A 14,521-nucleotide genomic window follows, 5' to 3' on the forward strand; every position below is an offset into this window, starting at 1 on the left:
GTGCCATGTGGAGCGAACTTGCTTGGAGGCGCGAGCCGTGTCATGCCGTACTTCGAGTGCGTGCTAGCGCACGTCTCGGCCAAAGACTCGTCGGCATTGGGTGCCCAGGCCGGGCTCCGCTCCATGGCGTCGGTGGCCGCGTTGAGGATCGTCTCGGCCGCATTCACGTCACCACGGAGCAGGGCGTCCGACGCGCGTCGTTTCGCCTCCTGCGCATCGAGGAAGAGTTGTAGGCAGCGACGCTCTTGGTGGTGCCGTCGCCGTTATAGAGCACAGTGCCCTGTACAGGCCGATCTCGTTGGCCAAGAGCTGTTCCTGCTTCCCGGACGAGTTGACGGTCGTGGCGATGAAGTTGGTCTCGCTCGTGTGCGTGAGGGCCAGCAGACCTGGGCTCTTGGTGAGGCGGATGCGGAGCACCTGATCGCCTATGTCCGTGTAGCTCTTGTCGGCGTGCGCAGTGGCCGGAACCAACATGGTGGCGAAGGCCGGAACCAGGACGGCCAGCGAACGGAGAATCATCGATGGTCTCCCCGGGGTGAAGGTAGCTACTAGAGAATCACATGTGAACTCAGCGCACAATATATTTCCTGATCTGGACAGTAAGCGAGTGTCGGCCGTAAGATTCCGCACACGTACTAACCTCTGTTCTGCCAGACTGATAGTCCCCCTGGGACGAGGAGCTGACGGTGACGAGCACTGCCGTAGAGCGGCCGGAGATAGGCCGGCTTGTGTCGGTTCGAGGCCAGCGTTGGGTGGTCGGCGAGGTGGAGCCCGGGCCGGGCAGCACGCTGGTGACGCTGCAAAGCGTCGAGGACGGGCGCTACGGCGACACGCTCACCGTCGTCTGGGAGGTCGAGCCCGGCGGCAAGGTGCTGCCCAGCGGGGCGCTTCCTGAGGTGACGTCCGTGGGCTTCGACTCGCCTGGGCGACTGGCCGCCTTCCTCGACGCCATCCGCTGGTCGGCCGTAACGAGCGCTGATGTCAAGACACTGCAAGCGCCGTTCCGCTCGGGCGTCGCTATTGAGGACTACCAGCTCGAGCCGGTGGCCCGCGCCGTCGACGCCCCCAGGGTCAACCTGCTGCTCGCCGACGACGTCGGCCTGGGCAAGACCATCGAGGCCGGGCTCGTTGCCGAGGAACTGCTGCTGCGCCATCGCGGGCGGCGCATCATGATCGTCTGCCCGGCCGGCCTGACCATCAAATGGCAGGAGGAGATGGCCGAGAAGTTCGGCCTCGACTTCACGGTCATCGATACCGATCGGTGCGCCAAGGTCCGCCGCTCGTATGGCAGCGCCGCTAACCCCTTCGAGATTTACCCGCTCAGCATTGTCAGCCTGCCCTGGCTGCGCGGGCAGAAGGCGCAGCGGCTGCTGGCCGAGTTGCTGCCGGCCGACGGCCCGTCCTATCCGCGCACCTTCGACCTGCTGATCCTGGACGAGGCGCATCACGTGGCCCCCGCCGCCCCCAAGCAGGCTTACGCGGTCGACTCACAGCAGACCAAGCTGATCCGAGGGCTGGCACCGCACTTCACGCACCGCCTCTTCCTCTCAGCGACCCCGCACAACGGCTACGAGGCGTCCTTTACGGCGCTGCTGGAGCTCCTCGATGACCAGAGATTCGCTCGGGGGGTCAAGCCGAAGCGGAGCGCCCTGGACGAGAGCGTCGTCCGGCGGCTGAAGAGCCAGATCCGCGAGAACGGCAGGGAGAAGTTCCCGAAGCGGGTCGCTAAGGAGATCCCCGTCCTGTATCCCGAGGACGAGCGCGAGGCCCACGAATTGCTTAAGGAGTTCGCCAAGCTCCGCAGAGCGCGGTTGCGGCAACGGCGCGGGCGCAGGGCGGCGGACCTGGTCACCCTCCTCCTGAAGAAGCGGCTGTTCTCAAGCCCTGACGCGTTCGCGCGTACCATCGACGTCTACCTGGAGTCCGTCCAGAGCCGGGTTGAGACGCTGGCCGACAGCGACGACATGCCGGAGTGGATGGAAGACTACGACGAGGACGTCGCTGGCCTCGGCGATGAGGAACTTGCCGAGGCTGAGGATGACGCGGTGACCCGCGCGTATCCTCTGCAGGGCGGGGCCACGCCCGAGGAGGTCGAGCTGCTGCGCCGCATGCGCACGTGGGCCGGCCAGTACGCGACCCTGCCGGACGCGAAGGCCGCTGAGCTGATTACCTACCTGAAGGCGGTCTGCATGCCGGATGGCAGCAACTGGTCTTCAGAACGTGTCGTGGTCTTCACCGAGTACAAGGACACTCTGGACTGGCTGCAGTTGCTGCTGGCCCAGGAAGGTTTGAGCGGCGACGCCGTGCAGACCATGCACGGGCAGAAGCCGGCAGGGGAGCGTGAGCAGATCCGGCGCGCCTTCCAGAAGGCTCCAGAGGAGCATCCGGTACGCGTCCTGCTCGCGACGGACGCCGCGGGCGAGGGTATCGACCTGCAGAACTACTGTCACCGCCTGGTGAACTACGACATCCCGTTCAACCCCAACAAGCTCGAACAACGGATCGGCCGCATCGACCGGTACGGTCAGAGCCAGACCCCCGAGATCCGCCACTTCGTCGGCGTGGTCAAGGGTGGCGCGACCGACACCTATGAAGCCGACCTCGAGTTCCTGTCCCGCGTGGCACGCAAGGTCGCCCAGCAGACCCAGGACCTCGGCCCGGTGAACGCGGTCATCTCCGAGCGTCTGCAGCGCCGGTTGCTCGGCGAGAACGTCTCCATCGACCACGTCGAGGAGGACGCGCCACCGGACGAGGTTCCTATCGAGCACGACCTGCCCGAGCAGGTGCGCAAGCTGCGCGCCAATCTCGACCGCACCATCGACGAGCTGCGCATCACGCCGGCCAACGTCAAGCGGGTTGTGGACACGGCTCTCCAGTTGACCCGCCAGCAGCCGCTGCGGCCGCACGTGGACGAACGGCATCTCGCGGAGGGCTTCTGGGAGGTCCCGATCCTCACTGGATCCTGGGAACGAGGCAGCGTTGGCCTGCTGGAGAAGCTCTCCGACGAGGACCTGGCCAAGGGCGTCGTGCCCCGGCGCAGGCCCATCACCTTCGACTCCGCCACCACCCGTGATCCCGATGGCCGAGTCCGTGACGACGTGGTGCTCGCCCACCTCAACCATCCTCTGGTGGCCATGTCAACCGGCCTGTTGCGGGCCGCGGTCTCCAACCCGGAGATCGATCTGAACCGCGTGACAGCGGTCGTGAGCGATCACCCCTCCCTCGAAGGGGTCTTCATCGGCGCCTACTCGCGCTTCGTCGTGGCCGGCGGCGACGGCATCCTGCTGCACGAGGAGATCCTCTACAGCGGCGGTTGGCTGCGCGAGCGCCACCCCTGGTTCGCCCGCGCCGCCTCGCTGACCCAGACGCGGGAGATCCTCGACCACGCGCTCGCCGAAGGTGTCCCCGCCCCGGCTCACCTGCGCTCCCGGCTGGCCGAAGCCTGGCCTCGCGCTCGTGAGGGCCTGCTTGACGCCGTCTACTCGCGTTCAGCTGACCGGGAGAAGTCCCTTGCCGGTGTCCTCGCCCGGCGCCAGGAGTCCGAGCAGAATACGATTATCTCCAACCTGAGCGAGTTCGAGGCGACGCTGCGCGGCAAGCTCGCCGAGGACGAGGACGACGCGCTGATCAGCTTGAGCGAGATCACCAAGGACGCCCGCGAGTTGGCCCAGTACCGCCGGGACCGGCAGTCGTGGCAGGACCGCCTAACGCAGCTCGCCGTCGAACGCGACCGCGAGCTGGAAGTGATCGCCGCCCGCTACGCCGACCCCCGTCCCCACACCTTCCCCGTCGCGTTGATCTTTGTCGTTCCCGAGCGTGAGGCAGCCACCCGATGAAGTTCAGCAAGCCCCGTGACCCCAATCGGGAGCACCTCGACTGGCTCGGCCTGGTCGACGTCTCCGGCCCTTTCCTGAGCCTGCCGGTGCTGCGGAAGACCTGGCCCTCGCTGGACGCGCTCACCAAGCAGGACCGCGAACGGCTGCGTTCCCGACACAGCACCTGGCAGAGCTCCGGCGACCGGGCCGCCTGGATCGACTACGTCCTGCACGACCTGCTCGGCTGGGGTGACGCGCTGCGGACCGAGGACCTTGGCAAGTACGAGGTGGCTGTGCCCGAGCACGACATCACCCTCGTGCCGGACTTCACAATGAACGGACGGTTGCTCGGGCTGATCTGCGAGGGCGACCCGGTCAAGCGGATCCCCGGCTCGGAATGGGCGGCCACCCCCGCTGACCGCGTGGCGCATCTGTGCCGGGCGCACGACGTGCCGCTCGGTCTGGCCACGGACGGGCGGCGCTGGGCGCTGGTCTGGGCGCCTCGGCAGAGCGTGACCACCACTGCGGTCTTCGACGCCATGGCCTGGAACGAGGCGGCCGAGCTGGTCGTGGTCCGCGCCTTCGTCTCGCTGCTCGGTCGTGAGCGCTTCCTCGGCGTCACCGAAGACGAGACGCTGCCCGCGCTGCTCGCTGCCAGCAAGGACAACCAGGAAGTCATCACCGAGCGGCTCGGCTCCCAGGTTCGTCAGGCGGTCGAACTCCTCGTCGCCGCCATCGGCCGGGCCGACGCCGCCGATCGCGACCGTGGTGGTCCGGGTCTGGGGAGGGACGTCACACCGCACGATGTCTACCGGGGTGCGGTCACCGTCATGATGCGGGTGGTCTTCCTGCTCTTCGCCGAGGAACGCGGCCTGCTTCCCGCCGACAACGACCTCTACCTGCGGGCGTACTCGGCCGGAAGGCTGTGTGAGGAGCTGGAGCAGCGGGCCAACGCCGGCTCGGAGACCGAGCTGGAGCACACCTACGCCGCCTGGCACCGGCTGCTCGCCCTCTGCAACGCCGTCTATCGAGGCGTTGACCATCCGAAGCTGACCATGCACGCGCACGACGGCTCGCTGTTCGACCCCGACCTGTATGCCTGGCTGCCGCTGTCGGTCGACGACCGCACCGTCTTGCACATGCTCCGCGCCGTGCAGTACGTCTGGATCAGCGCGGGCAAGCAGCGCACCAACCGCAGCATGAACGTGCCCGACTTCGAGAGCCGGGACAAGTCGAAGAAGGGTGAGCGGCGCAAGCTCAGCTTCCGTACCCTCGACGTCGAGCAGATCGGCTACGTCTACGAGGGCCTGCTCTCGTACGAGGGATTGCGCACCACTGACGTGGTAGTCGGCCTCGTCGGCGCAGAGGGCCTGGAGGAAGAGGTACGACTGCGCAACCTCGCTCGGCTCTCGTCTAGTGACCTGGCTGAGAAGTACAAGGAATCGGGCATCGGCAGCGTGTCGGCCGTGGAGAAGGCGCTTGCGCCGATGGGCCCAGTTGAGACTGAGGAGGCCAGGAGCAAGCTGCTCGCGGTCACCAAGGGGGATGCCGAGCTGACCGAGCGGCTGCTGCCGTTCTACGGGGTCATCCGAGCCGACCTGCGCGGCCAGCCCACGGTCATCCTGCCCGGCGCCCTGTACGTCACCGAATCCTCGCTCCGCAAGAACACCGGCACCCATTACACGCCGCGTGACCTCGCCCAGCAGGTCGCCGAGGGCGCGCTTGAGCCGCTGGTCTACCGTGTCGGACCGCTCCAGACCGCCGACCGCAGCCAGTGGGTGCCGAAGACGGCTGAAGAGATCCTCGACCTCAAGGTCGCCGACATCGCGATGGGTTCGGCCGCCTTTCTGGTCGCCGCCGCCCGCTATCTGGGGGATCGTCTGGTGGAGGCGTGGTCGCGCGCCGGTGACGAGCGCGCTGCTGTCTACGTTTCCGGCACGGCGGACCGCGCGCTCGAGGCTGATGAGGATCCCGTCGTGATCGAGGCCCGGCGGCAGGTCATCGAGCACTGCCTGTACGGGGTGGACGTCAACCCGATGGCCGTGGAGATGGCCAAGCTGTCGTTGTGGCTGGTCTCCATGGACCCGCGGCGGCCGTTCACATTCCTCGACGACCGGCTTGTTGCCGGCGACTCACTGCTCGGGATCACCTCGGTGGAGCAGTTGGAGTACATGCATCTCGATCCTCGTCGCGGGCGCAAGCTCTACAAGGACGTCGCGGTCGACTTCACCAAGGACGTGCGGTCGCTGCTGGGAGACGTGGCCGAGCGGCGGCGGGCGCTGACCAGCATTGAGGTCGATGAGGACGATCCGCTTGGGGCGCTGGCCAGGAAGCGGAGCATTCTCGGGCAGATCGAGCTGGACACCGCGCAGGTACGGTCATTCGCGGACCTGCTGGTGGGGGCTTCGCTGGCACACGCGGTCGAGCAAGGGCGGCTGACGGCGGACCATCCGGTGCCGGGGCATGGCGATCGGGCCCGGGGGTTCGACGCGGCGTCGCTGAAGGCGTCGGCGCTGGCGAGTGCCAGCGTGCGGCACGACCCAGAGAGCATGCTGAAGGAGCGGGTTCAGCGAAAGGAATGGCTGGAGACCGATCGGGTCACGGGATATTTCGACAGACATCCAATTCACTGGCCGCTGACCTTTCCAGAGGTGTTCGATGGAAAGCGTCTGAACGGGCCTGGATTTGATGCGATAATTGGCAACCCGCCTTTTCTAGGTGGGTCCAAGATTAGCGGTTCGAGTGGGCCAGCTTATCGTGAGCACCTAGTCACGGCGATCGCCCGGGGGGCGAAGGGTAACGGGGACCTGGTGGCCTATTTCTTGCTGAGGGCGCATGCTCTGCTCAACGGGGCTGGGCAAACTGGGCTTATCGCCACCAATACTCTCGCCCAGGGCGATACCCGCGAGGTGGGATTGGACCGGCTCATTGCGGCTGGGGTGACGATCCGGCAGTCGGTAAAGAGCAAGCCCTGGCCCTCGTCGAGTGCGGTGCTGGAGTATTGCGTGGTGTGGAGCAGTTGTGCCGCACTAGGGGAGGCGGCGACGCGTATGGCGGACGAGGTGGAGGTCTCGGGTATAACACCGTCGCTCGACCCAGAGTCCCGGGTTGTAGGAAACCCGCATCGCCTGGTCGCCAGTTCGGGCATCGCAATCTTCGGTACTTATGTGCTGGGAATGGGCTTCACTATGGAGCCTGAAAAGGTTAGCGCTCTCATCCGGCAGGATGAGCGCAATAGGGGGATCCTATTTCCGTATCTGAACGGACAGGATCTGAATTCGCGGCCTGACTGCTCCGCTAGCCGTTGGATCATCAACTTCAAGGACTGGCCCGAATCTGAGGCGAAGAAATATCCGCACTGTTATGAGCAGGTGGTCAAGCTCGTCAAGCCGGAGCGTGCTCAGAACGCCAATAAACAGGTTCGTGAGCGATGGTGGCAATATAAGCGGCCGACGGTGGACCTGTACCGTGCTATCGCTAGTCTCGAGCGGGTCATTGTGATCACGCTCGTGAGCAAGGTCGTGATGCCGGTGATGGTACCGACCGGGCAGGTCTTCGCGCATAAACTCGGTGTCTTCGCGACCGATGACACGGCCATGCTCGCCATGCTGTCGAGCGCCCCGCATTACTGGTGGACTCGCGCACGCTCGTCCACGATGAAGGCGGACATCAATTATTCGCCCTCCGACGTGTTCGAGACCCTGCCCCTCCCCGAGCTCACCCAGGAGATGCGCGACCTCGGCGCCCGCCTCGATACCTACCGCCGCGACCTAATGCTCTCCCGCCAAGCCGGACTCACCACCACCTACAACATGGTCAACAACCCGGCCAACACCGACGACGACATCGCCGAACTCCGCCGTATCCACGTCGCCATCGACGAAGCGGTCTGCCGTGCCTACGGTTGGACTGATCTGCTGGACAAGCTCGCTCACGGCCACCACCCGGTAGCTCGCGAGACCCGCTTCACCGTAGGCCCGGCAGTCCAGAGGGAGCTCGTGGATCGCCTGCTGGAGCTTAACCGCGCCCGCTACGCCGAAGAGGTCAAGGCAGGCCTGCACGACAAGCCGGGAAAGAAGGCCCCCCGCCCGAAAGCCGCAAACAAGCCGGCGAAGGCTGAACCCGAAGGACGCCTGTTTTGATTGACGACCAGGGCGACCTCTTCCCCGACCTGGGGAACAGGCAGCAAACACTCGACCTCGCCCCCGCGCTGGCCGTGCCGGAGCAGGCCCCCGGCGTGCCCCTTGACGCCCCGCAGCAGTTCGCGGAGGCTGACTCCTTCCAGGTTCGCGAGGAGTTCGAGAAGCTGGTCCGGCTCGACCTGCTCGGCCCATGGGGCGGTGACCTGGAGGCGTTCTCGCATCGGGCGGCGGGTCCCCGGGAGCGGTACCTGCTGGGCATGCTCGGCTCGAAGCACACGCCGAAGTCGGCGCGGGAAGAGGCGGGCGAGGTACCCGACACCGAGACCGGGGTGAGCGGCGACGCCCGCGACGCCGAGCTCAGCGACAAGCTGACCCCGCAGAACCTGGGCCGCATCTGGGCCTCCTCCATGGGTCTGTCCTTTGCGGTCCCAACCGGCGTGGACGCCGTCTCGGTTACCACCTCGTGGGGCCGGTACACCAAGACGGAGATCGAGCTCGAAGGCGGCAAGAAGGTCAGCACCTGGGCGCGCGAACCGATCATCGCGGACAAGGAGATCCGCCTCGACGGGGAGTCGACTTACCACGTGCCGCTGACTGGCGGCGAGCAGGGGGTCTACCTGGCGGTGGCCGTGCGGTCGCAGCTCAACGACCGGCGGATCGTGGAGCTCACGCTGGTCAACGCGCAGCCGGAGCCGGAGAGCAATCCCGACGCAGCCTGGCTGTTCCAGGCGGAGCTGCGGGTCCGTGCACTCGACGGACACGCGGCGATCTTCCTGCCGATCGACGATCCCCTTGACGGCGACAGCCAGTGGGGCAGCGAGGACTTCGAGGAGAAGCACCTGCGGCTGCTCTATCGCAACCACCGCCGTTATGCCTCCGGGCGCAACATAGCGGTGCACGCGAAGGTGCGTGACGACGAGCGTGTCGCGAACGAGCTGGTCACCACTTGGATCCCATACCACGACGTGCCCGCCACGATCGCCGCAAGCGACGGACTCGGCGGCGTCGAGCTCTCTATGGACAAGCTGGCCACGGCAGACCTCGACCGGCTGAAGCAGGGTCTGTCCCCACTGGCGGACGGCTACCTGGCCTGGCTCGACACCCAGGAGCACCGCGACGACGTGCCCGAAGCCCTGCGCAAGACTGCGGAGAAGGCGGTCTTCGAGGCCAGGCTGATCGCCCAGCGCGTTCAGAAGGGCGTCGAGCTGTTGACCGATCCAAGCCATCCCGGCCATGAGCATGCACTCCGTGCTTTCCGCTTCGCCAACTCGGCCATGGCCGATCAGCGCCGCCACAGCACTGCCGCCAAACTCCGGCAGGAGAAAGGCTGGGGGTATGAGCAGGCGCTGGCCGAGGTCGAGAGCCGCGGTCCGGGCGAGGCGTCCTGGCGTCCGTTCCAGCTCGCCTTCGTCCTGCTCAACCTGCCGGCCCTGGCCGATCCAGGACACGCGGAGCGGGCGGCGGACCGTACGGGACTGGTGGACCTGCTGTTCTTCCCCACCGGCGGTGGCAAGACCGAGGCGTACCTGGGGCTGACCGCGTTCACACTCGCCATCAGAAGACTGCAGGGGAAGATCGGTTCGGGTGCGGACACCCGGGACGGGTCGGCAGGTGTGGCCGTGCTCATGCGCTATACCCTGCGGCTCCTGACCGCACAGCAGTTCCAGCGCGCCGCAGCGCTGATCTGCGCGGCCGAGGTGCTGCGCAGGAAGGAATCGGCGGCCTGGGGAGCCGAGCCGTTCCGGATCGGCCTGTGGGTGGGCGCGGGTGTCTCCCCCAACTGGTTCGGCGAGGCGATCGACCAGATCGACGAGGCCAGACAGGCAGGCGACGGTAAACGTACCAACGTCCTGCAGACCCTGACCTGCCCGTGGTGCGGCGAGGAGCTGGCCGGTCATAAGGACCTTCACCCAGACACCGACCGCCGCCGCGTCCTGCTCTACTGCCGTCGCGGAGAGGGCGACGACCCTTGCCCATTCTCCAAGCGGGGCGAGGACGCGATGCTGCGCGAGCTGTTCGCCGGCCGCGAGGGCGACGACCTGAAGGCGGCCCTGGCTGTCCACCGCGAGGGCCTCCCGATCCTCACCATCGACGAGGAGATCTACCGTTACGCGCCCAGCCTCGTCATCGCGACCGTCGACAAGCTCGCACAGTTGCCCTGGAAGGGCTATGCCGGGTTGCTGTTCGGCCGGGTCTCCCGGAGGTGCCCGCGGCACGGTTACCGCCACGACGACCTGGACCTGAAGACCGACTGTGGCGACAGGCACTTCAAGAAGAACGATCTCGCGGCCGTCCCACAAAGCGAGCCCGTGACCCGGCTGCGGCCCCCGGACCTGATCATCCAGGACGAGCTGCACCTTATCTCTGGAGCGCTTGGGACTACGGTGGGCTTGTTCGAGACCGCCATCGCGGGGCTGTGCACCTGGCGACTGCCGGACGGCCAGGAGACCGGCCCCAAGATCGTCGCTTCGACGGCCACCACCAAGCGGGCCAAGGCTCAGGTGCTCGGCGTGTTCGGCAAGGACCTGGCGATCTTCCCGCCGCAGGTCATCGACATCGGCGACACCTTCTTCTCCCGGCAGGTCCCGCTCTCTCGCAAGCACCCCGGCCGCCGCTACCTCGGTCTCTGCGCGCACGGGGTACGGCTCAAGTCTGCCGAGATCCGCCTGGCGGAGATCCTGCTGATCGCGGGGCAGACCCTCTTCGACAAGTACGGGGCTCCCGCCGACCCCTATATGACGCTGGTCGGCTACTTCAACGCCACCAGGGAACTCGCCGGGATGCGGCGTTACGTCGACGACGACGTCACCACGCGCGTACGCCGGCATGGCAGGCTCAAGGGACTGTCGAACCGGATCGCGAGCAAGACGGGGATGCTCGCCGTACAGGAGCTCACGTCGCGCATCTCGTCCGGAGACATCAGTGAGGTGCTGCGCCGCCTGGAGCACCGCTTCAACCCTGACCTCGACACCTCGCGTCGCCGCCTCGAGATCCCCGCGGAATGGTCGGACGTGCTCAAGGAAAAGGACCGCGACAAGCGCCGCAAGCCCCACCCGCTGGCCAGGAAATGGGCGGATCGCAACGATGACGGCAGCCTGCCCGTAGACGTCGCGCTGGCGACCTCCATGCTGCAGGTCGGCGTGGACGTCTCCCGTTTCGGCCTGATGATGGTCATCGGGCAGCCCAAGAACACCGCCGAGTACATCCAGGCCTCCTCGCGGGTCGGACGTGACTCGGACAGGCCGGGTCTGGTGCTCACGTTGTACAACTGGTCCAGGCCCCGCGACCTGGCCCATTTCGAGGACTTCGAGCACTACCACGCCACCTTCTACCGCCAGGTCGAGGCGCTATCGGTGACGCCGTTCACGCGGCGGGCGCTCGACCGTGGCGCCACTGCCGCCTTCGTCGCCGCAGTGCGCCAAGCCGCCGAGGGATACTCGCGTGACCTCGACGCGCACGACGTCCCGCTGGATGGTGAGATCGTCCAGGCCATCACCAGCAGGTTCCTGGCTCGGGCGGAAGCCGTGGGGGAGGGCAGGGCCCGGGAGTATCTGCTGGAACGGCTGAAGGTCATCATCGACCTGTGGACGCTGAAGAAGACCGGCTCCACCCGCCTCGGCTACAGAGAGGGAACCTACAAGAAGCAGCCGCTCGTCGGACTGCTCGAATTGGCCGGTGACGGCAAGTGGGGCGACCTCACCGTCGGCCAGTCGATGCGGGAGACGGAAAACGAGATCAATCTGATCCTCCCCGGAGGCGGGCAGATCTTCGCACCACTCTATGGGGCTCCGGCCTGGTCGTTCACCATGTCAGACACGGAACAGGATCCGACGGACATACCTGAGGGTGACGAGCTGGGAGAGGTGACCAAGTAGATGGCCGGCGACAAATACCGGGTACGCGCTGGAGCGGTGCGCCCCAGCCACCTGATGTTCACCAGCGGTGTCGGCTCCCTCGTCGACCTGCCCAACTTCTCCGTTCTGATCTCGGGGCTGGACGATTGGCGCTACGAGGGCGCGTACGGCTGGCAAGCTCTCGCCGAGCCTCGATTGCTCGCGGCGATTCAGTCCTTTCCTCACCGCAAAGGCGATCCGGAGTGTCTGGATTTCCGCTCGGTTAAGGAACTTCGCCCCGCCCCCTGGACCGCCGGTATCGAACGCGAGCCGTCCGGCCCGGCCTCCAAGGTCGGCGTGCCCACCGTCCCGTTCCCTGGATGGATGCGCTGCACCGCGTGCGAACTCCTCGCACCCATCGACTCCAAGGTTTTCGGCTTCGAGAACGACAAGCCGCGCAAGCCGCATGAGGCCCGCTTTTTCCATGACAACTGCGGCCGCAAGCGGAAGGGACGCAAACCGCTCGCCGTGGCGGCACGTTTCGTGCTTGCCTGCACCGGCGGCCACCTGGACGACTTCCCTTACGTGGAGTTCGTCCATCACGGGCAGCCATGCGCCAAGGTCAGCCACCCGACACTTCAGATGACCGACCGTGGCGGGAATCTCGGCGCCAATGTCGAGGTCAGGTGCACGAACTGCGATGAGAAGCGCAACATCCGCGCTGTCCTGGGGCGCCGCGGGCAGGATCAGCTGCCGCGCTGCCGAGGCAGGCACCCACACCTATCCCGCTTCGACGAAGGCGGCTGCAACCGGCAGTTGCACGTGCTGGTGGTCGGCGCGTCCAACCAGTGGTTTCCGCAAACGCTGGCTGCGCTGGCCGTGCCCCAGACCGGTGCGAAGGCCATCGACACCATGGTCGAGAGGCACTGGGAGGCCATCAAGCCGCTGATCCTGCCGATGTATCCCTGGGCTAGGGAGAACCTGCCCGCCATGCGTGACCACTTCGCTAAGTGGTCGGACCAGGATGTCTGGGAGGCCACCGAACGCCGCCGCGCGATCGAGGCGGGTGGCACGGAGAAGAAGCCTCCGGCCTATCCGGACCTGCGCTCGCCGGAATGGGAGGTGTTCTCCGCCGAGGAACTGCCCGAGCCGAACGACGACTTCACCGTGCGACGGCTCGACGAGGTTCCCGGCAGGCTCAAGGAGGTCTACGCCGACGTGCTCCAGGTCGAGAGGCTGCGTGAGGTCCGCGCGCTGATCGGCTTCACCCGGCTGGACGCCCCTGACCCCGAAGATCCCGAGTTGGTCACCCGCGCACCCCTGAATAGATCCAAACCGCTCTGGGTCCCGGCCAGCCAGGTACGCGGCGAAGGGATCTTCCTGCGCCTGCCAGAGGATCTGCTGCGTGGCTGGGAGGAACGGGTCATCGAGTCCGAGGCCATGACGCAGCACCTGGAGGCGTACACCCGATTCCGCAGTTATCGGTATTCCGATCGCATCAAAGGAAACTTCGACGCCGCACGCGGCTGGCCAGGACCGCGTTTCTACGCGCTCCACACCCTTTCCCACCTGCTCATCCGCACGATTGCGCTGCAGTGCGGCTACAGCTCGGCGAGCTTGTCGGAGCGCATCTACGCGGGCACCGCGGACGATCCTCGCAGCGGCATCCTCATCTACACCGCCGTCCCGGACTCGGAGGGCACGCTCGGTGGCCTCGTCTCCCTCGCCGAGCCCGACAGGCTGGTCGAGCTCACGTTCGGCGCTCTGCGCGACGCACGGCACTGCTCATCCGACCCGCTGTGCGCGGAGCGGACCCCGCAGGCGCCGGCGGACTTCTTGCACGGAGCGGCCTGCCACGTCTGCCTGTTCGTCTCGGAGACGACCTGCGAGCGAGGCAACCGCTACCTGGACCGCCGTTTCGTCGTCCCGCTCGCTGATGAACCTGAGCTGGCTCTCTTCGCCGGATTGCTATGAGGGAGAGAGCGAAGGCGGAGAGCACGATCGCTCGGGCGGCGAGCCGCCTGAGCGCGAGTGACCTGCGCCTGCTCGCCGCCCGAATAGAGGAGAACTGGCATCGCGAAGCCATCCTCGCCGCCGTGCCGCGCACGGGTTTCGCCGAAGTGGCCGCGGAGGTGTTGGACTCCGGTCAGACAGGCGGCGAGCTGGCCGCCTACCTTCGTGGCCTCGCCGCAGGCTTGGAAGCACAAGCCGACCGCGTGCGGGTGGAAGCTGTGTGGACAGGCCCGCGTACGCTACCCGTGCCCGTTCGGGCAACCGGCAATGTGCTGACCGAGGTGGTGTCCGAGGCCAGGTACGAACTGGCCATGATGACGTACTCCGCCAAGCCGTACGAGCTGGTGCTGGCCGCACTCGCGGAGGCGGTCGGTCGCGGGGTGACGGTGACCGTCGTCGTCGAGACATTAGCCGGGGCGGGCTCAGCCATGAGCGGCGGCGAGCCGGCCGCAGCCTTCGCCTCGGTGGCCGGCATAGAGCTGTGGCACTGGCCGCTGAGCAAGCGCGATGAGGCGGGAGCCAAGATGCATGCCAAGCTCGCCGTGGCCGATCGGCGGACACTGCTGGTCTCCAGCGCGAACCTGACGCAGTCAGGAGTCGCCAAGAACATTGAGGCCGGGCTGCTCGTACGAGGTGGCACCGCTCCGCTCCGCGCCGCCGAACACATTGCTGAGCTACGCGCGAAGGGAATCCTCGAGCGATTACGGTAAGCCACTAC

At 66.6% G+C, this 14,521-nt stretch carries 6 protein-coding genes; 5 read left to right on the forward strand and 1 reads right to left on the reverse strand.

Annotated features, from left to right (window positions below):
* Positions 1 to 168 precede the first annotated feature (168 nt).
* Positions 169 to 519: a hypothetical protein gene (locus ACQP2T_RS06470; protein WP_433515280.1), complete on the reverse strand. Its 351-nt coding sequence runs from the start codon at positions 517 to 519 to the stop codon at positions 169 to 171.
* A 167-nt stretch (positions 520 to 686) separates the two neighbouring features.
* Here ACQP2T_RS06470 and drmD point away from each other — a divergent pair, with 167 nt between their 5' ends.
* The 5 genes from drmD to drmC are packed head-to-tail and all read left to right on the forward strand — an operon-like array spanning position 687 to position 14,513.
* Positions 687 to 3,836 carry a DISARM system SNF2-like helicase DrmD gene (gene drmD, locus ACQP2T_RS06475; RefSeq protein ID WP_433515281.1) on the forward strand — a complete coding sequence of 1,050 codons (3,150 nt, stop codon included), beginning with the start codon at positions 687 to 689 and terminating at the stop codon, positions 3,834 to 3,836.
* Positions 3,833 to 7,957 carry an Eco57I restriction-modification methylase domain-containing protein gene (locus tag ACQP2T_RS06480; RefSeq protein WP_433515282.1) on the forward strand — a complete coding sequence of 1,375 codons (4,125 nt, stop codon included), beginning with the start codon at positions 3,833 to 3,835 and terminating at the stop codon, positions 7,955 to 7,957. Before drmD ends, ACQP2T_RS06480 begins: the two co-directional genes overlap by 4 nt.
* Entirely contained in the window at positions 7,954 to 11,832 is a 3,879-nt protein-coding gene (gene drmA / locus ACQP2T_RS06485) for a DISARM system helicase DrmA (RefSeq protein WP_433515283.1), read from the forward strand. Before ACQP2T_RS06480 ends, drmA begins: the two co-directional genes overlap by 4 nt.
* On the forward strand, positions 11,833 to 13,764 hold the full coding sequence (gene drmB / locus ACQP2T_RS06490; RefSeq protein ID WP_433515284.1) for a DrmB family protein: 1,932 nt from the start codon (positions 11,833 to 11,835) through the stop codon (positions 13,762 to 13,764). It begins immediately after the preceding gene.
* On the forward strand, positions 13,761 to 14,513 hold the full coding sequence (gene drmC, locus ACQP2T_RS06495) for a DISARM system phospholipase D-like protein DrmC (RefSeq protein WP_433515285.1): 753 nt from the start codon (positions 13,761 to 13,763) through the stop codon (positions 14,511 to 14,513). The genes drmB and drmC overlap by 4 nt, the downstream gene beginning before the upstream one ends.
* Positions 14,514 to 14,521: the final 8 nt, after the last annotated feature.

It is taken from the genome of Nonomuraea sp. CA-143628, from assembly GCF_050942315.1.
Classification (GTDB): domain Bacteria; phylum Actinomycetota; class Actinomycetes; order Streptosporangiales; family Streptosporangiaceae; genus Nonomuraea.